The following is an 18653-nucleotide window of genomic DNA, read 5'->3' on the forward strand; positions in this document are numbered from 1 at the left end:
CATGGCCATCAAGCACGAAATCACCGACGGACTCAACGAAGAGTACTACCAGATCACGCCGGACATCCTCGGAAGCTTTCACAAGTACCGTCCGCCGCTCGACATTTTCGTCCTGGACGAGAGTGTGGCCCGCGTGAGCCCCTATTACCGTAAAGGGGGACGCCTCACCGCCGAGCAGGTCGAGGAGCTTCCCGACCTCGCCAACGAAGGAGTCGTCTTCGTCTCGCGCGACGACCACCCGGTCTACGTCAAACACATCAGCTACCAGCTGGATCTGGTGCTTGTGGACAAGAACCTCAAGGAAACCGAGATCGCGGACATTTTCGTGCAGGCCCTTACACGTCGCACCGAGGAACTCTTCGAACAGCCCGTTCCGGCCGTGTTCGACAAATTCTGGCGCGACCTCATGGTGCTCACGGAGTACCTCTCGCAGGACATCCACCGTTCACGGGCGCTGGTGCGCAGGCTGCATCGCGAGCATTCGCAGCCCAACCATGCGGTGAACTGCGGCTTCACCGGCCTTGCCCTGTACGGAAAACTTCAGGTGCAGGACTTCGAGGCCCGGCGCATCGTGCGCAAGAACTTCGACAGGCTGGCCGCCGGACTGTTTCTGCACGACATAGGCATGAGCAAGGTCCCGGCCTTCATCCTTTCCAAGGAAAAGCCGCTCACCGGCGACGAGCGCTCCAAGATCAACCAGCATCCGAACCTCGGGTTCCAGATGCTCACCAAGCTTGATCTGAAGTATCCTGAAGTGGAAGCCTGTGTTGCGGAGCATCACGAGCGGGTCAATGGCTCGGGGTATCCGCAGAAAAAGAAGGGCGACGCCATCAGCTTTCACGGCAGACTCTGCGGGCTGGTGGATTCCTTTTGCGCCATGGTCACCAAGCGTCCCTACGGGGAAGGCAAGGAGTTCGTGGCAGCCGCTTCGGAGTTGCGCAACAACCCGGGCTATGATGAAACAATGGCCGGTGCGCTTCAGATGCTGCTCATGAACGACATGAAGATGAAGCCCTGATTCCTGTCGGGGCAAGCCAACAATAGATAACCCCGCTCTTGAAAGAGCGGGGTTTTTCATGAAAAAGGCCCGTCGCTGGGATGCAGCGCGGGCCTTTGGATTGTTTGAAAGCGGAGCGTGCTAGCAGACGCGAAGCATGTCGCGGGTCATTTCGCGGTACAGGTCCGAAAGGAAGACCACGCCCATGACCTTGCCGCCCTCGGTGACGATGCACCAGCTCTTGCGGGCGCGGGCCATGACGTCGTGCAGCACCAGCGCGGCGTCGTTGGGTTTGACGGTGGGGACGTCGGGCTCGATGAATTCCTCGATGCGCATCTGCGTGCAGGTGAGGCAGGCGTGGCGGACGGCCTGATCCCAGTCGATGTTGTCCACGTTGCGAATGTTCTCGTCACGCAGGACGGATTCCTTGAGCGCGCGAAGCGCTTTCCAGATGCTGACCGCGCCGGCAAGCTTGCCGCCCTTGGTCTTGACCACGACCACGAAGTTGTCGGGGTTCTCGCGGATGGCGTCGCGCAGCACGCGAACGCATTCGGCCATGCTGGCGTCTTCCTGAACAGAGGGGAATTCGTCGCGCATAATGTCCCAGGCGCGCTTTCTGAGCATCATAGGTCGTACACTCCTTGAAGAAAACTGGAAAAAATCACAGCCGTTTCCTCCGCCCATAGCGGCAATCACGCCGGTTGTCCACAGCTGCGGGCAGGGAATTCTTGACATCGGCCCGTATCTCGGGCTGTGAAGAGGAATGATCAGAATGACACTGGCCCTCGCGGCACTGCTATTATTATCAACCCCCTGCCTTGCCGGGGTGAAGATCCCGTTCGGCCCCGGCGAGCGGTTCACCTATGACATCTACTGGACCGTGGTGAAGGCGGGCAGCGCCACGCTTGAAGTGCGCCACGGGCGAGAAATCGAGGGGAAGCCGACCCTGAACATCCACGCCAAGGCGCGGACCACCCCGTTCATCGATTCCTTCTACAAGGTCCGCGACGTCATCGACTCGTGGACGGACCCGGCCATGACGCGCTCCTACCGCCACCGCAAGAATCAGCGGGAAGGGTCGTACAGGAAGGACTCCCTCGTGGTCTTCGACTGGGATGCCATGAAGACCCGCCGCTACGTCAGGGACGAGTTGCGCGACGAGTTGAAGCTGGATGGTCCGTATTTCGATCCGCTGGCGATGCTCTTCAATTTTCGCAAGCACATCCTTTACAAGACCATGCGCTTTTCGGGGCCGGTTACGGACGGCAAGGTGCTGGTGCAGGGCAAGGCCTACGTGGCGGGCAAAAACGTGCTGGACACGCCCATGGGCGAGATAGACTGCTTTCGGGTTGAGCTGGATACCGCCGACCTGAGCGGCGTGTTCAAAAAGAGCGACGACGCCAGTCTTACGGTCTGGTTTTCGGCGGATGAGCGGCGCATCCCGGTACGGGTGAAATCCAGCGTAGTCGTGGGACATTTCTCCTTGGAACTCACGGGATACCGACCGCCCGACGCCCATGTGGCGGCCTTGCCATAGGGCCGTTTCTCTCGTACCTCAGGGGCATGGCTAACAACGACATTATCGCGATGGACAAGCGGCACGCGTGGCATCCCTACGCATCGGTCACGGACCCGCTTCCGGTATATGAAGCGCAGTCCGCCTCGGACGTTCGGATTCGTCTTGCAGACGGAACGGAGCTCATCGACGGCATGGCCTCCTGGTGGTGCGCCGTGCACGGATACAATCATCCTGACCTGAATAGGGCCGCCACCGAGCAGCTCGGGGCCATGTCTCACGTCATGTTCGGCGGCATGACCCACTCCCCGGCGGCGGGCCTGTGCGCGCGTCTGGCGGAGCTGACACCGGGCGATCTGAACCGGGTCTTTCTCTGCGATTCCGGGTCGGTCTCCGTGGAGGTGGCCATGAAGATGGCCATGCAATACATGGCGGCACGCGGCGACCCCGACCGCTGCCGGTTCCTCACGGTGCGGCGCGGCTATCACGGCGACACCTTTCACGCCATGTCAGTCTGCGACCCGGTCAACGGGATGCACTCGCTGTTCTCCGGATCGCTGCCCAGGCAGTTCTTTGCTCCGGAACCGGGCATTGCTTATGACGGCGAATGGGACGACACCGACATCGCCGAGCTGGCAGAAACCCTGCGGGCCAACCGCGACGAAATCTGCGCCGTCATCCTTGAACCCGTTGTGCAGGGCGCGGGCGGCATGCGCTTTTACCATCCCACATATCTGCGTCGTCTGCGTGAGCTTTGCGACGAGCAGGGCGTGCTGCTGATTTTCGATGAGATTGCCACCGGCTTCGGGCGAAGCGGGGAATTCTGGGGCGCGGATCATGCCGGGGTGGCGCCGGACATAATGTGCGTCGGCAAGGCCATCACCGGTGGATACATGACCCTCGGCGCCACCATCGCCACCGACCATGTGGCCGAAACCATCTGCTCCGCTGATCCGGGCCTGTTCATGCACGGGCCGACGTTCATGGGCAACCCGCTGGCCTGCGCCGTGGCCAATGCCGCGCTGGACCTGCTGGAGCAGGATCCGTGGAGACCGCGCGTCAAGGCGTTGGAAGAGCAGATGCGCCAAGAGTTCGCCCCGTGCGCCGAGCTTGATCATGTGACGGACGTGCGTGTACTGGGGGCCATCGGCGTGGTCGAGCTCGATCGGCCCGTGGTCATGGCGGAAATCCAGAAACAGTTCGTTGAACGCGGCGTCTGGGTCCGGCCTTTCGGCAGGCTGGTCTATGTCATGCCGCCGTACGTCATGCAGCCCGATGACCTTTCCAGGCTGACCGCTGCCATCCGTGAGGTCGTGGAGCGCGACGACGATATCCGGCAGGATGCGCCGTGATTTACTTCGTCAGCGGCATCGACACCGGGGTCGGCAAGACGGTCGCCACAGGCCTTATGCTCAAGTATCTGCTGGAGCAAGGGCAGAACGCGTCCGCTATCAAGCTCGTGCAGACGGGGCTGGCGGACGAACAGGGCGACCTGCCGGTGTATGCTTCCATGACCGGCTTGCGAGATTTCCCGCCATGCCCGGCCCGGTTTGATTATCCCGCGGCCCCCGATCTGGCTGCCTCGCTTGAGGGGCAGAGCGTCGATCCCGGCGCGCTGGTGGAAGCCGTGGACCATGCGGCTGGGGAATATGAAACGCTGCTCGTGGAAGGGGCTGGCGGTCTGGCCGTGCCCCTGACGTCAGAACAGACCTTTCTTGATCTTCTGGAGCGCACTCACTGGCCCGTCATCCTCGTGGCGAGCGCGCGGCTGGGCGGGCTCAACCATACGCTGTTGTCGCTTGAGACGCTGGCACGAAGGGGGCTCACGTTGCAGGGGATCGTGTTCAACGAATTGCCTCCGGTGGACTCGGTCATGCGCAGCCACGCCCTAGAAACCATGGGACGCGGGCTGCGTCGGCACGGCTTTGCCGAGCGCATTGTAACAATGCCCGCCCTCGCTTCTGGCGGGGACGGGCATCCTGAATCGGTTGCGGTGGATTTCTCGCCGCTATTTGGTTGAGAATGCGGACTGCGAGGCAGGCATGAAGCATGCGGCCACGCTCAAAACGGTGGAAGCGCCGAGGCCCGCGAGCGACAGCCACGAAGCCTCCGTGGCGCTTGCGGCCAGTGCCATTCCGCCGCCGACCACGGCAGCGGCCAGCAAGGGGCCGTGCGCCGGGGCAAAACGACCGCGTCCGAGCAGTCCCGCAGCCAGCGGGGGAACCAGTCCCGCCGTGAAGACCGAATAAGCCTCCAGAAGAATCCCGATGATATCCTGCCGCTTGAGAGCGATGGCGGTGGCCGCGACGCCGGTGATCACCACAATGCCGCGCACGTTCTTCACGCTTTTGCTGTGCATGAGGTCCAGCGAGACGATGGAGCCCACGGCCAGCAGGCAGGTGTCCGCCGAGGAGACGATGGCCGAGAGCAGAGCGAGCAGGAAGATGGTGGAGGCCATGGGGCCGAGATGTGCGGCGGCGACGGTGGTCAGCACGTCACCCTCGATGCCCGGCATGGCATGGGACGCCCACAGACCCACGGCGGTTATGGCCAGACTCACCGGGATGATCAGCACGCCAGCGCTCAGGGATGCTTCTCGCGCGGCCCGGTTGCTTCTTGCCGTGAACAGGCGGCTGAAGATGATGGGGCAGATGAAATAGGAGCCGCCCACGAGCAGCATGAATTCCATGAGGTCGTAGGAGGAAAAGGCGTCGTTCACGGCCATGGGGGCGAGCGTATGCGCCGGAACCGGCGTGCCGCCGTAGAGGACGTACAGGAGCCAGCCGAGCCCCCCGGCGAGGATGCCGAACTGGAGCACGTCGGTGCGGATGACCGAATGCTGTCCGCCGAGAACCGCGTATCCGGTGATGACGGCCGCAATGGCGAGCGTCATGGAGAGGGTGTCAAAGCCCGAGATGGTGCCGGCGACCTTGGCGGCGGCCACGAACTGCGCGGCCACGATGCCGGTCCAGCCGGCTGCCACGACCACGGCGGCCACCTTGCGCATCCACGGTCCGGCCACCCGTTCGGCGAGGTCGGGCAGGGTGCTGGTCCCCAGCGCGCGCACCTTGTCGGAAAGGAAAAAGCCCTGCATTACCAGCCCAACGGCGCCGACGCCGAGCCACCAGAAGGCCGGGAATCCGGTGCCGTAAGCCATGCCCACCACACCCATGGTGGAGCTGGCGCCCACCACGGAGGCCAGAATGGAAAGCGTCACCACGGGCGCGGATTTGCTTCTGCCCGCAAGTACGTAGTCGTCCCAGTTGCCGGAGCGTCGCCAGTCGAAAATGCCGATGCCCGCCAGAATCGCGAGATAGATGATGAGGGTTTCCATAGCCGATAGGCAATAGCGTCATCCTCTCTGGCGAATCAAGCATAAAATGCTTGTTTTATTGAAGGTCGATGGACTGTGCGGGAATGGTCAATCCTTGCAGAATCGCATGGTGCCTATTTGTTGAAGGGGGTTGGGTCAGGGCTATATCGGCAGGAAAGTCGATTTGGCGCGGTTTTCGGGGCCGAGGATTATTGATCCGCCGAAATCCTTGCATTCAAACGCCGCTGAACCTATACACTAGGGCATGGCTAGCAAGAAGAAACCACAACCGCGGATGCTGTTCGCCGACAAGGACGGACAGATATACGATCACCCTGACCTTCTGCTGCTGTGCAGGCGCGGCGACGAGTTCGGCCTGCCCAGACCCGACGAGATCATTCCACTTCCCGAAGAAAGCGAATTTTTCATGCTGCCGGGCCGTCACGCCATGGGCTACAACGCCGAGAGCGGGTCCGTGGAAGTGATGGAAGATCTGGCGGTGGCGGCGTTCGCCTGCCCCGCGCACACCGTCACCGGGGTCAGCGCCTACGAGAGCGACGAGGACGCCCCGGCGCTGCCTCTGCTTTCCTATGCGGCCATCGGCTATGCCGACGGCCGTTTTTGGATTTGTGCCAAGAAGGTGGACGAGGACCAGCGGCAGGTCTTTTCGAAGATCGCTCCGGACCGCGTCGAGGCGGGTGCGCATCAGCTCATGAAGGATTTTCCGGCGAACCGGCTGGTGAGTCATCTGGCGGGTTGCGCCCTGACCCACGGCTGTCCCGCCGCCAAGAACCTCGCGCTGGGCCGTTTCGAATGCCCGCTGCCCACCGCGCAGACCTGCAATGCCCGCTGCGTCGGGTGCATCTCCGAGCAGCCGGAGGATTCCGGCTTTCCCTCGCCGCAGTGCCGCATCAAATTTCGGCCCACGCCGGAAGAAATCGTGCAGATCATGCAGCGACATGAATCCCGCGAGAGGCGGCCCATATTCTCTTTCGGACAGGGATGCGAGGGTGAGCCGCTCATGGAAGCGGAGCTCATCGCCGAGGCGGTGAAATCCTATCGCGACGAGGGCGGTACAGGAACGGTCAACATCAACACCAACGGGTCCCGGCCCCAGACGCTGCCCGCGCTTAAGCTCGCAGGCGTCAACTCGCTGCGCATAAGTCTGAACAGTACGCGCAAGGACCTTTACGAAGCCTACTACCGCCCCGTGAATTATGCGTGGGAGGATGTGCGCGAGACCATCCGGCGCGCGCACGAGGTGGGCATGTTCGTCTCGCTGAACCTGCTGTTCTTCCCAGGCGTCACCGACACTGAGGAGGAGTTCGATTCCATAGTGGAGCTGGGCGAAGAGACCCGGTTCGACTTCATTCAGCTCAGGAACCTGAACATGGACCCGGAGCTGTACATGAACCTCGCCAAGCCTTTCGTGAACGGGCCGAGCATGGGCTTCAACAACTTCCGCAAGAGACTGCGCAAGGCGTTGCCCTGGATCAAGTTCGGCTACTTCAATCCCTATCTCGGATAAAACGGACCCCGGCGCCTAGGCGTCGGGGTTTTCAAATCTCTGTGAGATGATCTCGGCATCCTCGGGGCGCGCATGCGCGTTCAGTCCCTTGGAGCCGCCGTGGCAGACGAATTCCTTGTCGCGGGTTTGGACGTAGCCTGCAGAAAGCACGCGTGTGTAGGGCATTTGTTCGCGCATGTCCGCGTGGTTGATGCGGCCGGGGAAGATCACCGGGATGGGTGCTCCGGAAAAGTCTTCAAAGATGATGTATTTCATGGGCGTGTCTCCTTGAGTGTAGCGGGAGTGTATCGTGCCGCGAGGACTCCTGCAATCACTCTTGCCTGTTATAGAGTGGCGCGTACTGGGCTGCCATGCGTTTGGCGTCGAAACGTTTGCCGCCCTTCAGGAAGGCCGTGTGTCCCACCCTGCGCGCCTGCGATGCGTGTTCCAGCAGGTCCGAGACCGCTTCGCCGAATTCTTCCGGGTCCGTCTTGACCAGAAAGCCGGTGGTGCCGTCGTCGATCTGTTCGGGGACCCCGCCGACGGGGGAGGCCACTACGGGCTGACCGTGGGACATGGCTTCCAGAATCAGCAGGGAGTGGTTGTCCGCCAGAGTGGGATAGACAAAGCAGTCGCAGGCGTCCATGAGCGTTCCGAGTTTTTCACGGTCCACATAGGGCCACAGTGTCAGGCCGTCCTGTTCTCCGGCGGTGTCGCCGCCCACGGCGAATCCCACCGCGCCGGGCTGGCGCCGTTTGATTTCCCGCCAGTACACCGGCCATGCCTCACCGGATTTGTAGGCCGCGCGCATGCCGCCGTGCGCCGCAAAGAGCACTGCCCGCGCGTTGGGATGCAGCCCCAGAGCAGCCCGAGCAGCCTGTTTGTCCGGCGGCGACTCGGGCCACGGGATGCCGTTGGGAATGATTCGTACCTTGTGGCCCGGCAGGGCTTCCCGTGCCAGTGTTGCCAGCCAGCGCGAGGGGGAGACCAGCGTCGGTTGCAGTCTGTCCAGTCGTTCGCGTCGGATGCGGCGGTTCTCGAAAGATGCCGGAAAGCCTCTGGGGCAAGGGTCCTCGCAGTCCTTTGCAAAGTGCGGGCAGTCCAGCGGAAAGGGGCAGCCGCCCGTGATGAGGTTGCAGTCATGCAGGGTTATGACGCAGCGCGTGTCCCGCGGGATGGATTTGAGCAGCGATGGCCAGTCCGCGCTGGCGTGCAGGTGCGGCACCTGATCCGGCTCCAGCCTGCGGCCGAAGTCGATGGGCTGGGTGCCGGTGAACGCGGTGTCTTCGGGGATCTCGAAGCTCATGCGCGCGTCAATGCCGTCGCCCTGCTGGCAGTCGCGCAGAATCTGGGCCACGCGTCGTGCGCCGCCGCGTTTCTGAAGGGCCGTATGGTGGATGATCTTCGCCTTGGGGTCCGAGTGCGGCACGCTACTGATCCTCCGACAGGTCGAGCGTCATGTCCACCACGTCCCGGTCATCCGGATCCGGGCTGATTTTGAAGCCAAATTTTTTCGCCAGTCCCTGCATGGCCTTGTTCTCGGCCAGCGTCTGGCCCGTGAGCTCCTCGGTGCCGCGCATTCGCGTGTATTCGATGCCTTTGTGGAACAGCAGGCTGCCCAGCCCGGTTCCCTTCTGGTCGGAGCGGACCACGATGGCGAATTCCGCCTCAGAGTTGTCGGGCCGCGTATTGGTACGCATGACGCCGAGAGTCTCCGGGTTGCCACTTTCATCCGGTGCGGTTGCGATGAAGGCCATTTCGCGGTCGTAGTCGATCTGCGTGAAGCGGGCCAGGTCCTTGTGGTCGAAGTCCCGGCGGACCACGCCGAAGAAGCGCATCCGCAGATCCTCGTCGGAAAGCCTTGCCAGAAATTCCCGGTGCGTGGATTCGTCCTCGGGACGGATCGGGCGCAGGGTGACCTTGCGGCCGTCGCGAGTCTGGACGCATTCCTCCAGTTCACGGGGATACGGCCGGATGGCGAGTCGCGACTGGCCGTCCTTGTCGTAAGGGGCGACGCTGATGTCAGCGCCGAGGGCCAGAACCCCCTCGTTGTCCGCGTAGAGCGGGTTGATGTCCAGATTGCTGATCTGAGGCACGTCGATGAGCAGCTGGGAAATCTGAATCAGCGTGAGGCAGATGTCGTCGATGTCGGCGGGCGGCTGCGTGGGCGTGCCGGAGAGCAGGTGGCTGATGCGTGTACGGCGGACCGCCTCGCGGGCCAGCGTCATGGACAGCGGCGGTAGCGCGAGGGCCGAGTCCTGAATGACCTCGCGGGCCATGCCGCCGTGGCCGGTCTTGAGGACAGGGCCGAAGACCGGGTCGGTCTCGGCGGCGACGAACAGCTCGTGCGCCCCGGGCCTGCGTCCCATCTTCTGCACGATGAAGCCTTCGATATAAGCGTCGGGCCGTTCCCGGTTCACCCGGGCCAGAAGCGTGGCCGCGCCTTCCCAGACGCGTTCGGGCGTTTCAAGGTCCAGCAGGACGCCGCCCACGTGGAATGGCTGGGAAATCTGGGGCGAGCGCACTTTCACGGCCACCGGATATCCCAGTTCGTCCGCCGCGATGACCGCCTCCTTGGCGGAAACCGCGAAGCGGGTTTCCACCACCGGGATGCCGTAGGCCGCGAGCACGTCCTTGGCTTCGGTCTCGCTCAGCTCCGAGCGGTTTTCGTTCAGTGCTTTTTCCACCACGTTGCGCGCAGTGGTGGTATCCGGGAAAAAGTCGGTGGGCAGGGAGTCCGGGGCCTCCATGAGCAGGTTCTGGCTCAACCGGTAATCCGCGAGGTGCAGGAAGGCCCGTACGGCTTGTGTGAGTGACTCGTAAGTCGGGATGCCCGCGCTCGCGAATTCCGCACGGGCCGCATCGGAAGCGTCGCCGGAGCCGAGCCATGCGGTCAGCACCAGCTTTTTCACGCGCTTCAGCGCCTTGGCGACCGCAGCCGCGGTTTCGGCCTCGGGCTGGGCGGCCCACGGGACATGCATCACCAGCACCGCGTCCACCCCCTTGTCCTTCACCAGCGCCTTGAGCGCCTCGGAGTAGGTCTCGCCGTCAGCGTTGAAGGGGATGCCCACAGGATTGACCGCAGCGTTCCTGCCTCCGGGGAGCGCTTCGAGCGCCTTGCGTGTCTCCTCGGAGAATTCAGCCATCTCGCCGCCGCCTGCCAGCAGCCGATCGGCGGCCATGACGCCCGCGCTCGCGCCGTTGGTCAGCACTGCAAGACGGCGTCCCTTGGCGTGTCTCGGGGTGGAAACGGTGCGGGCCGCGTCGAAAAGTTCGTCGATGGTTTCCACGCGCAGCATCCCCGCGCGCCGGAAAGCCACGTCGTATATCTCACCCGTCAGGCCGGGGACGCAGGGGCCCTGGTCAAGCGAGCAGGAGGGCAGGGCGTCCAGCGCCTTGCCGGGACGAAGCACCAGCACGGGCTTGTTGCGTGATGCCGCTCGTGCAGCGCTCATGAACTCTCGCGCGTCGTGGATGGCTTCCACGTAGACCATGATGGAGCGCGTCATGGGGTCGGTGCCGAGATAGTCGATGATGTCGGCGAAGGTCACGTCGAGGCGCGCGCCAAGCGCCACCAGATGCGAAAACCCCACGCCCTTGTCGCGCGCCCAGTCCACGACCGTGGCGAACAGACTGTCGGACTGCGAGATGAAGGCCAACTTGCCGGGGGTGGCCCGGGAGTGGGAGAGCGTGGCGTTGAGATTGAGCGAGGGGACCATGAAGCCGAGGCTCTTGGGTCCGAGGATCCGCATGTCCGGGGGGGTGGCGACGCTTCTGACGGTCTTGCGGAATTCTTCCCGCTCGCCGGGAGCCATGCGGGAAAAGCCGGATCCCACGAGCACCGCGGCCCGAGTGCCTCGATCACGCAGGGAGCGCAGCACGTCGGGGACGTCGTCCAGCGGGTCGGCGATGACTGCGAGGTCCGGAGTTTTTGGCAGATCGTTCACGTTCTTGTAGGTAAGCACGCCGGAGATGGCTTCGGCCTTGGCGGAAACAGGCATGACGGGACCGGAAAAGCCGCCGCCCATCAGATTTTTCATGACGAGGCCGCCGGGATCCGCCGGATCGTTGGTGGCTCCGGTGACTGCCACGGACTTCGGATTGAAGAGATGGTCCAGGTTGATAACGCTCATGTGCCTCTCTGCGGGTTGAATGCGTGGGCGAATCAATACTTCGGCAACGTATCCTGTTTTTAAGCTCCTGCGCAACCATGACCGTGCCCGCGGGCCGGAACAGAGCAGGATTGGATTCGGGCTCGCAGTTGTGGTATACAGGATACATGAAATCCTTTTCCATAGCATTGCTGGCTGCGCTGCTGCTGGTGTTTCCCGGAACCGCAGCGCGGGCCGATCATCTGGAAGTGGTGACGCTTGAAGCCCCGCCGCTGGTTTACACGCTTGGCGATTCGGTGCACGGAGCCCTGGTGGATGTAGTGCGCGAAGGGCTCAACCGCATGGGGTATCATTTTGAAATACGCGTGGTGCCGTGGAAGCGGGCCGTGAACAGTGTGCGTACCGGCGAAGCCGACGCCATATTCTATGCTGTGAAGACAGCGGAACGGGAGCGGTTTTTACGCTACCCGCAAGAGCCGTTGTGGGTGGAGCGGACCGTTGCGGTTGTACTCAGCGGAACGGACCATGTGCTGAAAAGCGATCTGTCCAATGCTTCGGACATCAGACTGGGTGTCGGGCGCGGGTATTACTACGGGCCGAGGCTGGAGCGCATTCTCACGGGCGACGTGTTCAAGCGAATCGAACCTGCGGCAAAGGCTGCGGACAATATGGCCAAGCTGCTCGGCGGCAGACTGGATGCCTTTCTGACGGACTACCTGCACGCGACCCGCATCCTGCGCGACTTCGTTCTCGGTGAGCGGTTCGACATCGTGCGGAACGAGGACCATTCTCCGGCGTTTCTGGATACGGTCCCGGCCTATCTGGCCTTTTCGAAACAAGCCGTCACCGAAGAACTGGCGGACGGCTTTTCCCACGTGCTCAAAAGGATGAAGACCGACGGCACGTACGATGCCATCATGAGACGGCACGGTATTGAAGGATTCTGATAGTATTGAACGATCAGGAACAAAAAAAGACCCGCCCGCCGGTAATCCGGCAGCGGGCCTTTTGACGTTGCAGGTATTTATCCGTCTTTCCTGTCACCCATCTTGGTGTAGGAGCGGCGGGTTTCGCCCACATAGATCTGACGGGGGCGGTGGATTTTTTCAAGACCGGCGCCGTAAGCTTCGTACCAGTGCGCGATCCAGCCGGGCATGCGGCCGATGGCGAACATCACCGGGTACATGTTCACCGGTATGTTCAAAGCACGCAGGATGATGCCTGAGTAGAAGTCCACGTTGGGGTACAGGCTGCGGCTAGTGAAGTATTCGTCGCTCTGGGCTTCCTCAGAGAGCTCCATGGCGATGTCGAGCAGGTCGTCCTTGATGCCCTTGGCTTTGAGCAGGTCGTGGGCCGCTTTCTGGAGAATCCGGGCGCGGGGGTCGAAGCTCTTGTAGACGCGGTGGCCGAAGCCCATGAGCCGCGTTTCCTTGCGCTTGACCTTTTCGAGGAAGCCTTTGATGTCTTCCTGACCGCTGCGGATTTCCTCCAGCATGTCGATGACTGCGGAGTTCGCACCGCCATGCAGACGCCCCCACAGGGCGCAGATGCCGGCGGAGACCGAAGCGAAGAGGTTTGCCTGCGTGGACTGGACCATGCGCACGGTGGAGCATGAGCAGTTCTGCTCGTGGTCCGCATGCAGGGTGAAGAACAGGCTCAGGGCGCGCACTTCCTCCGGAGCAGGGTCATACAGGCGGTACGGCTCGGAAAACATCATGTGCAGAAAGTTCTGGCAGTAGGAACGTTCCGGGTCCGGGTACATGAAGGGCAGGCCCTGCGACTTGCGGTAGGCCCACGCAGCGATGGTGCGCACCTTGCTGATGACCTTGGCGGCGGCAAGGGCGAATTCCTGCCTTGTCTGGATTTCGAGCAGCTCCGGGTCGTAGCATCCCATTGCGTTGACCACTGCTGAAAGGATGGCCATGGGGTGCCCGTTGGACGGGAATCCCTCGAAGTGGTGCTTGAGGTCTTCGTGCAGCAGCTCGTTGTCGGTGAGCAGATCGCGAAAGCGCTGGCGTTCCTCGTAATTGGGGAGCCTGCCGAAAATCAGCAGCCATGCGGTCTCGATGAAAGAGCCGTTCTGGGCGATCTCCTCGATGGGATACCCGCGATAGTGCAGCGCGCCCTGCTCGCCGTTGACGTAGGTGATGGCGCTGGCGCAGGAGCCGGTGTTCCCGTAGCCGGGATCGTAGGTGATATGTCCGGTTTCCTTTCGCAGGTTTCGGATGTCGATGGCATGTTCCTTTTCGGAACCGACCATGACCGGAAGCTCATAGGTGGTTCCGTCCAGAATGAGGTATGCCGTCTTGTTGCTGACTTTTTCGTTGTCTTTGAGCATCTATGACCTCCTGAAAACCGCTGGGCGGCAGTGTTCGCACCGGTATGATGGGCTTGGCTGGAAAGGCCCTGAATGTCCGAGAACTGGTGCCGGGATTGGAAACGGGTGGAGAGAATGGTCTGGTACCCGTTGTGAACACCTTTGATATCAGAAAACGGAAAAAAGTAAAGCCCGCCCTTTTTGACAGTTTTGCAAAAATGTTATTTGTGCGGTTCAAGAGGTGCTCTTTGCGCCCTTTTATTATTCAGTAATGATCTTTTTTGTGTCGATTCCGTATTTTCGCATTCTGTTGAGTACTGTTCCGCGGCTTACACCAAGCTTTCTGGCGGTTTCGGACTTGTTTCCGCCACATTTTCTCAGTGCCGCCAAGAGTTCGGTCTTTTCCGGCGGATTTTCGTGGTCGTTTCTTTCTTGAGAAGGGGGCGTACTCATGGTTTCCGGTGACGAAACGTGACGGGGCGCGGTTTCCGGGACCATGAGAGAGGGGAGGTGCTCCGGCGTGATGGTCTCAGCGTCGCAGACCACGAAGGCATATTCGAGCGCGCTCCTGAGTTCCCTGACATTGCCCGGCCAGTGGTGGCGCGTCAGCAAATCCATGGCTTCCGGGGCAAGGCCGTGGATCGGGCGCGAGCGCTGCATGTTCAGCCGTTTGATGAAATGGTCCGTCAGGAGCGGGATGTCTTCTATACGTTTGCGAAGGGCCGGCAGTTCGATGGGGATGACATTGATGCGGTAGAAAAAGTCCTGCCGGAAGCGTCCCTGTGCCACGAGCGCGGGAAGATTCTGGTTGGTGGCGCTGATGATGCGCGCGTCCAGCCGTCTGGGCTGGTTTTCGCCCACGCGTTCGAAGGTTCTGGTTTCGATCACCCTGAGCAGTTTTATCTGGATGGACTGGGGGATGTCCCCGATTTCGTCGAGAAAGATATCGCCTCCGCCCGCTTCCTCGAACCGTCCGCGTCGATGGCTGTGAGCGCCGGTGAACGCCCCTTTGACATGGCCGAACAGTTCCGATTCGAGCAGTGACTCGTTCAGCGCGGAGCAGTTGATCTGCACATACGGTCCGTCGTTTCTCGGGCCGAGGTCGTGGATGGCCCTTGCCGCGAGTTCCTTCCCGGTACCGGATTCTCCGAAAAGAATCACAGGGGCATCGCTCCCGGCCGCGCGCTCGATGAGTTCGAAGGTCCGGCGCATGACGGGACTCCGGCCGATCATGCCGTGGAACGCGCCGTCCTGATCGAACATGCGGGAAAGTTGGCGGATAGTGTCTTCGCGACGGTCTATCTCGGTGACATCGGTCAGGGTCTCAACGGTTCCGAGGACGTTCCCCAACTCATCGCGAAGCAGGGCGGCGTTTTTGAGCACGTGGACGATGGTGCCGTCCTTTCGCCGCAGATGGCAGTTGCGGGAGTTCTCCTTCCCGGACCGGAACAGGGCGCACCAGTGCTTGCTGCCCTTGCGCCGTGCGATGCGGCAGATGTCGCACTCCAGCACGCTGCACGGACTCTCCAGCAGTTCCTCGCGAGAGTACCCCGTGATGCGCGAAAGGGCGTCGTTGACCATCATGATGGTACCGTCCGGGCGCACCAGAAAGAGCCCGTCGTTCATGGTGTTCACGATTTCCGGCAGATGTCTGAGAATTTCCTGTTCAGTCATGTTTTGACCACCTGTTTAAACATATGTCTATGTACAGTTGCGCAAAATGGCAAGGGCTCAGGGGGGACAAAGGGCCGGATGACAATATAATTGCTCGAAATCATGGCTGAGGTGAACTGGCATGGTGTGTGCTTGATATGGGAGCGGCTTCGCGCCGTTTGAAAGCAAGCTACTCAGTTATGGAGAATACATGTCAGCAGCAAAAAAGAGCGGCCTGAGCCGCCGTGGNTTTCTCAAAAGCGTGGGCATCGGGGGAGCGTCGGCGCTCCTTCCCGGCACCGCGAGAGCCGCGCAGAAAGGGGAGGAGCTGGCCACGCTTCTGGACCTGTCCAAGTGCATCGGTTGTGGAGAGTGCGTATACGCGTGTCGCGACGTGAACGCGGATCGTTATCCCGAGCCGAAAAAGCCGTTCCCCGTCATGCATCCCGAGAAACGGGTCAAAGTGGAGGACTGGTCGGACAGGCGCGACGTGGATGACCGGCTCACGCCCTACAACTGGCTCTACATTCAGACCGCCGTGGTGGAGCATGAGGGCAAATCGCATACGGTGCATGTGCCCCGACGGTGCATGCACTGCCGAAACGCTCCGTGCGCCAACCTCTGTCCATTCGGTGCCTGCGGCACGGACGAGCGGGGCATCACCTTTATCAACGATAAGGTCTGCCTCGGCGGGGCCAAGTGTCGATCCGTCTGTCCGTGGGATATCCCACAGCGGCAGAGCGGTGTTGGCCTGTACCGCAGCCTGATGCCCGGTTTTGCCGGAAACGGGGTCATGTACAAGTGTGACCGTTGCCGTGAGCGCATCGCGGACGGCAAGACGCCGGGGTGCATAGAGGTCTGTCCGGTGCAGGTTCAGACCATCGGCCCGCGGAGGGAAATTCTTCGCAGGGCTGAGGCGCTGGCGGAAAAGACGGGAGGTTTCCTGTACGGGGCTGACGAGAACGGCGGCACCAATACGTTTTATGTATCCCCGGTGCCCTTTGAACTGCTGAATGACGCAGTGGAAAAAGGCAAGGGAAGGCCGCATCTGGGACCGGTGAAAGATCTCATGGAAGATGAAAACGCGCTGGCAACGGCTACGCTGCTGGCCCCGGTCGCCGGGATAGCTGCCGGGATGCTCGGGCTTGGGTCCGCACTGTTCGGGCAGGAGGATGACAATGAAGGGTAGGACCTTATTTTCCCGGCGTCTTGGCTGGATTTTCGTCGCATTGACGGCCTTTCTTGGTGTGAGCGGACTGTTGCAGATGCCGCTGGCGCGCCGATACTACCTCAACGAGATTCCCGGACTTGCATGGACCGGGGATGCCTTTGTGGTGCACAAGCTGCATTATATTGCCGCAATGATTCTCATCGCCCTCCTCTCCTATATGGTCGTGCGCTGGGTCAGGGACTGGAGCGCCGAGCTGCGTCTGACGGGAAGCGGACTGATGCGGGCCGTTCTCGTCCTTGCTCTGGTCCTGACCGGCGCGGCCAGAATGTACAAGAACCTGCCCGGGGTTCCGTTTGGGCCGCTGGAGACCATGGTGCTGGATGTCGCGCATCTTGGCCTTGCCGGGCTTTTCGGGATAGCGGCGCTTGCAGTGCGCATGACCGGCCGCAAGTCGTACGTGGTTCTTAAAAATGAAAACGCAAGGAAGTGAAGAGGCTCCTTCCTGTTGGTTCAAACGGACAGGATAACCGTTGGTTGCTGGCCGCCTACGGGCGGCCTTCTCTCTGCTCGGCTTTGCGTCTGGAGTATGCTATCTGGCGGCAATGGAGGGATCGAGATGGATACGATAGAGTGGAGTGATTTCGACAAGGTGCAGCTTAGGTGCGGCACCGTTGTCAGAGCTGAGGCGTTTCCCGAGGCGAGGCGTCCGGCGTTGAAAGTGTGGGTGGACTTCGGCCCCGAGATAGGAGTGCTCAAGTCCAGCGCACAGATTACCGAACACTATGCGGCTGACGCGCTGGTGGGACGCCAGGTGCTGGCCGTGGTCAATTTTCCGGAAAAGCAGGTGGGGCCGTTCATGTCCCAGTGCCTTGTCACCGGGCTTTACGATGAGGACGGAGCCGTGGTGCTGGTTGGGCCGGACCGCGCCGTGCCCGACGGAACCCGTCTTTGCTAGCTCTTCGTGACAGCGACGGAACCTGCCGCAAGCGTTTGTGAAATTCATGGGAAAAAAATTCAGAAAATGCTTGCCAAGCAGGAAGTGAAAATATAAACACAGTCTCCGCGTGCCGAAGTGGTGGAATTGGTAGACACGCTAGGTTCAGGGTCTAGTGGGAGCAATCCCGTGGAAGTTCGAGTCTTCTCTTCGGCACCAAAATTTCAAAAGGTTTGCGTCTAACTAGTCGCAAGCCTTTTTTATTTTTCAAATATCCACTCTTTTGCGCCGCCGTGCGCAACATGATTTGATCCTTTGATGCGAGCAAGGCGGAGATGCAAAAGCCTTGATTTCTCTGCGGTTGGAGAGGCTGCATTGGTCTCCTGAAACTTCTCTCTTGACCACCTCCCCCTCCACGTCCTGCGCTCTCTGTTCAGAGGCTACCGCTGTTTCCGGCAAACGCAGTCGCCTACCATGGTAGCCCCCACACACTCACACACGACGGGTAATTTTTAATATCGGCAGGTTGCAGAAGGCGCATGCCTATAGCCTAAACCCCTGAAAGCCGCCGAGCGCGAAGTTGGTTTCTTCATACTGCAAAAACCAACCGGGCACGCATAATAATCTGCTGCGCCAATGCCTCTGCGAGCTAAAAACTTTGTCGTAAAAGTGTTCAAGCTGTGATATGGAATCAACATTGCGATCTGTCAACCTATACTCATTTACAAGGAGACGTCATGAGGTACCAAGTGAACAACTCGTTTTCGAGGCTTTGGGCTCCGATATTGCTCAGTCTGACCTTGTTTTTGCAGGGTTGCCCGATGTTGATCATACCAATTGTCGCCGCTTATTCTGAATCAGGAATAACTGTCACATGTAGCGGTCCAGGGTTTTCTGGACACAATTTTGTCCTTAATCACGCCGCGCACTCAGTGAGCACGATCTGCCTTTCGCGGACCTGGCTCGGCGTCTTGTAGCCGTGCCTGCCGATGATCCATTGCCGGTTGTAGGTTTCCTTGAATTTCAGCAGGGCCTTCCTCAACTCTTCGACCGTGTTGAATCGCCTGACCCAAAGCAGATTTTCCTTGAGGATGCGAACGAATCGTTCCGCGATGCCATTGCCTTGGGGCTCA

17 protein-coding genes and 1 tRNA gene are annotated in these 18653 nt (G+C 61.0%); 10 read left to right on the plus strand and 8 right to left on the minus strand.

Translation table 11 applies throughout. The features are described from left to right. Position 1 precedes the first annotated feature (1 nt). Entirely contained in the window at positions 2 to 1018 is a 1017-nt protein-coding gene (locus tag B149_RS0113885; protein WP_018125775.1) for an HD-GYP domain-containing protein, read from the plus strand. 120 nt (positions 1019 to 1138) lie between these two features. Here the strand turns inward: B149_RS0113885 and B149_RS0113890 are convergent, their stop codons facing one another. Further along, positions 1139 to 1624, minus strand: coding sequence for a CBS domain-containing protein (locus tag B149_RS0113890; protein WP_018125776.1), 486 nt, complete (start codon positions 1622 to 1624; stop codon positions 1139 to 1141). A gap of 136 nt (positions 1625 to 1760) precedes the next feature. Here B149_RS0113890 and B149_RS0113895 point away from each other — a divergent pair, with 136 nt between their 5' ends. The 3 genes from B149_RS0113895 to bioD are packed head-to-tail and all read left to right on the plus strand — an operon-like array spanning position 1761 to position 4533. Next, positions 1761 to 2534, plus strand: coding sequence for a DUF3108 domain-containing protein (locus tag B149_RS0113895; RefSeq protein WP_026167618.1), 774 nt, complete (start codon positions 1761 to 1763; stop codon positions 2532 to 2534). A 26-nt stretch (positions 2535 to 2560) separates the two neighbouring features. Further along, complete coding sequence (bioA, locus tag B149_RS0113900; RefSeq protein WP_026167619.1) at positions 2561 to 3865, plus strand: adenosylmethionine--8-amino-7-oxononanoate transaminase; 1305 nt, start codon at positions 2561 to 2563, stop codon at positions 3863 to 3865. Next, positions 3862 to 4533, plus strand: a complete 672-nt coding sequence (gene bioD / locus B149_RS17365; protein ID WP_018125779.1) for a dethiobiotin synthase — start codon at positions 3862 to 3864, stop codon at positions 4531 to 4533. Before bioA ends, bioD begins: the two co-directional genes overlap by 4 nt. Here the strand turns inward: bioD and B149_RS0113910 are convergent. Continuing rightward, a complete protein-coding gene (locus B149_RS0113910; RefSeq protein WP_018125780.1) occupies positions 4522 to 5847 on the minus strand; it encodes a sodium:solute symporter family protein in 1326 nt (441 codons plus the stop codon). The two genes, bioD and B149_RS0113910, sit on opposite strands and share 12 nt — an antisense overlap. Before the next feature lie 244 nt (positions 5848 to 6091). Between B149_RS0113910 and B149_RS0113915 the strand changes: the two genes are divergently transcribed. Next, on the plus strand, positions 6092 to 7354 hold the full coding sequence (locus B149_RS0113915; RefSeq protein WP_026167620.1) for a radical SAM family protein: 1263 nt from the start codon (positions 6092 to 6094) through the stop codon (positions 7352 to 7354). A gap of 15 nt (positions 7355 to 7369) precedes the next feature. Here B149_RS0113915 and B149_RS0113920 read toward each other — a convergent pair whose 3' ends face one another. Genes B149_RS0113920 through B149_RS0113930 form a run of 3 tightly spaced genes read right to left on the minus strand, consistent with a single transcriptional unit; the run spans position 7370 to position 11466 of the window. Beyond that, complete coding sequence (locus B149_RS0113920; protein WP_018125782.1) at positions 7370 to 7609, minus strand: hypothetical protein; 240 nt, start codon at positions 7607 to 7609, stop codon at positions 7370 to 7372. 55 nt (positions 7610 to 7664) lie between these two features. After that, the gene (locus B149_RS0113925; protein WP_018125783.1) at positions 7665 to 8762 is read right to left on the minus strand and encodes a glycosyltransferase; all 1098 of its coding nucleotides are present in this window, start codon (positions 8760 to 8762) and stop codon (positions 7665 to 7667) included. A 1-nt stretch (position 8763) separates the two neighbouring features. Next, positions 8764 to 11466: a bifunctional acetate--CoA ligase family protein/GNAT family N-acetyltransferase gene (locus B149_RS0113930; RefSeq protein ID WP_018125784.1), complete on the minus strand. Its 2703-nt coding sequence runs from the start codon at positions 11464 to 11466 to the stop codon at positions 8764 to 8766. A 146-nt stretch (positions 11467 to 11612) separates the two neighbouring features. Here B149_RS0113930 and B149_RS18095 point away from each other — a divergent pair, with 146 nt between their 5' ends. Further along, a complete protein-coding gene (locus B149_RS18095; protein WP_018125785.1) occupies positions 11613 to 12392 on the plus strand; it encodes a substrate-binding periplasmic protein in 780 nt (259 codons plus the stop codon). 77 nt (positions 12393 to 12469) lie between these two features. On the opposite strand, the gene B149_RS0113940 is transcribed toward B149_RS18095, so the two are convergent. After that, the gene (locus B149_RS0113940) at positions 12470 to 13783 is read right to left on the minus strand and encodes a citrate synthase (RefSeq protein ID WP_018125786.1); all 1314 of its coding nucleotides are present in this window, start codon (positions 13781 to 13783) and stop codon (positions 12470 to 12472) included. A 240-nt stretch (positions 13784 to 14023) separates the two neighbouring features. Then, positions 14024 to 15436, minus strand: a complete 1413-nt coding sequence (locus B149_RS0113945) for a sigma-54 interaction domain-containing protein (protein ID WP_018125787.1) — start codon at positions 15434 to 15436, stop codon at positions 14024 to 14026. 190 nt (positions 15437 to 15626) lie between these two features. On the opposite strand from B149_RS0113945, the gene B149_RS0113950 reads away from it, so the two are divergent. The 4 genes from B149_RS0113950 (at position 15627) to B149_RS0113965 (ending at position 17739) form a co-directional block, all read left to right on the plus strand. After that, positions 15627 to 16604, plus strand: coding sequence for a 4Fe-4S dicluster domain-containing protein (locus B149_RS0113950; protein ID WP_018125788.1), 978 nt, complete (start codon positions 15627 to 15629; stop codon positions 16602 to 16604). Beyond that, a complete protein-coding gene (locus B149_RS17375; protein ID WP_018125789.1) occupies positions 16594 to 17076 on the plus strand; it encodes a hypothetical protein in 483 nt (160 codons plus the stop codon). Before B149_RS0113950 ends, B149_RS17375 begins: the two co-directional genes overlap by 11 nt. A 126-nt stretch (positions 17077 to 17202) precedes the next feature. Next, the gene (locus B149_RS0113960; protein ID WP_018125790.1) at positions 17203 to 17541 is read left to right on the plus strand and encodes a tRNA-binding protein; all 339 of its coding nucleotides are present in this window, start codon (positions 17203 to 17205) and stop codon (positions 17539 to 17541) included. A gap of 111 nt (positions 17542 to 17652) precedes the next feature. Beyond that, positions 17653 to 17739: transfer RNA gene (locus tag B149_RS0113965), tRNA-Leu, on the plus strand. Positions 17740 to 18436: 697 nt separating this feature from the next. Here the strand turns inward: B149_RS0113965 and B149_RS0113970 are convergent. Next, positions 18437 to 18653, minus strand: a 217-nt coding sequence (locus B149_RS0113970) for an integrase core domain-containing protein (RefSeq protein WP_018125791.1), incomplete at its 5' end; no start/stop codon positions are given.

The sequence above is a fragment of the Desulfovibrio oxyclinae DSM 11498 genome (assembly GCF_000375485.1).
In the GTDB taxonomy this organism is placed as follows: Bacteria; Desulfobacterota; Desulfovibrionia; order Desulfovibrionales; family Desulfovibrionaceae; genus Pseudodesulfovibrio; species Pseudodesulfovibrio oxyclinae.

What these genes read in the sequence shown, in the direction of transcription:
- B149_RS0113945 (WP_018125787.1), bottom strand. Translation starts at nt 15,436, where the DNA reads ATGACTGAACAGGAAATTCTCAGACATCTGCCGGAAATCGTGAACACC.
- B149_RS0113910 (WP_018125780.1), bottom strand. Translation starts at nt 5,847, where the DNA reads ATGGAAACCCTCATCATCTATCTCGCGATTCTGGCGGGCATCGGCATT.
- B149_RS0113940 (WP_018125786.1), bottom strand. Translation starts at nt 13,783, where the DNA reads ATGCTCAAAGACAACGAAAAAGTCAGCAACAAGACGGCATACCTCATT.
- B149_RS17375 (WP_018125789.1), top strand. Translation starts at nt 16,594, where the DNA reads ATGAAGGGTAGGACCTTATTTTCCCGGCGTCTTGGCTGGATTTTCGTC.
- B149_RS0113915 (WP_026167620.1), top strand. Translation starts at nt 6,092, where the DNA reads ATGGCTAGCAAGAAGAAACCACAACCGCGGATGCTGTTCGCCGACAAG.
- B149_RS0113885 (WP_018125775.1), top strand. Translation starts at nt 2, where the DNA reads ATGGCCATCAAGCACGAAATCACCGACGGACTCAACGAAGAGTACTAC.
- bioA (WP_026167619.1), top strand. Translation starts at nt 2,561, where the DNA reads ATGGCTAACAACGACATTATCGCGATGGACAAGCGGCACGCGTGGCAT.
- B149_RS0113895 (WP_026167618.1), top strand. Translation starts at nt 1,761, where the DNA reads ATGATCAGAATGACACTGGCCCTCGCGGCACTGCTATTATTATCAACC.
- B149_RS18095 (WP_018125785.1), top strand. Translation starts at nt 11,613, where the DNA reads ATGAAATCCTTTTCCATAGCATTGCTGGCTGCGCTGCTGCTGGTGTTT.
- B149_RS0113960 (WP_018125790.1), top strand. Translation starts at nt 17,203, where the DNA reads ATGGATACGATAGAGTGGAGTGATTTCGACAAGGTGCAGCTTAGGTGC.
- B149_RS0113890 (WP_018125776.1), bottom strand. Translation starts at nt 1,624, where the DNA reads ATGATGCTCAGAAAGCGCGCCTGGGACATTATGCGCGACGAATTCCCC.
- B149_RS0113930 (WP_018125784.1), bottom strand. Translation starts at nt 11,466, where the DNA reads ATGAGCGTTATCAACCTGGACCATCTCTTCAATCCGAAGTCCGTGGCA.
- B149_RS0113920 (WP_018125782.1), bottom strand. Translation starts at nt 7,609, where the DNA reads ATGAAATACATCATCTTTGAAGACTTTTCCGGAGCACCCATCCCGGTG.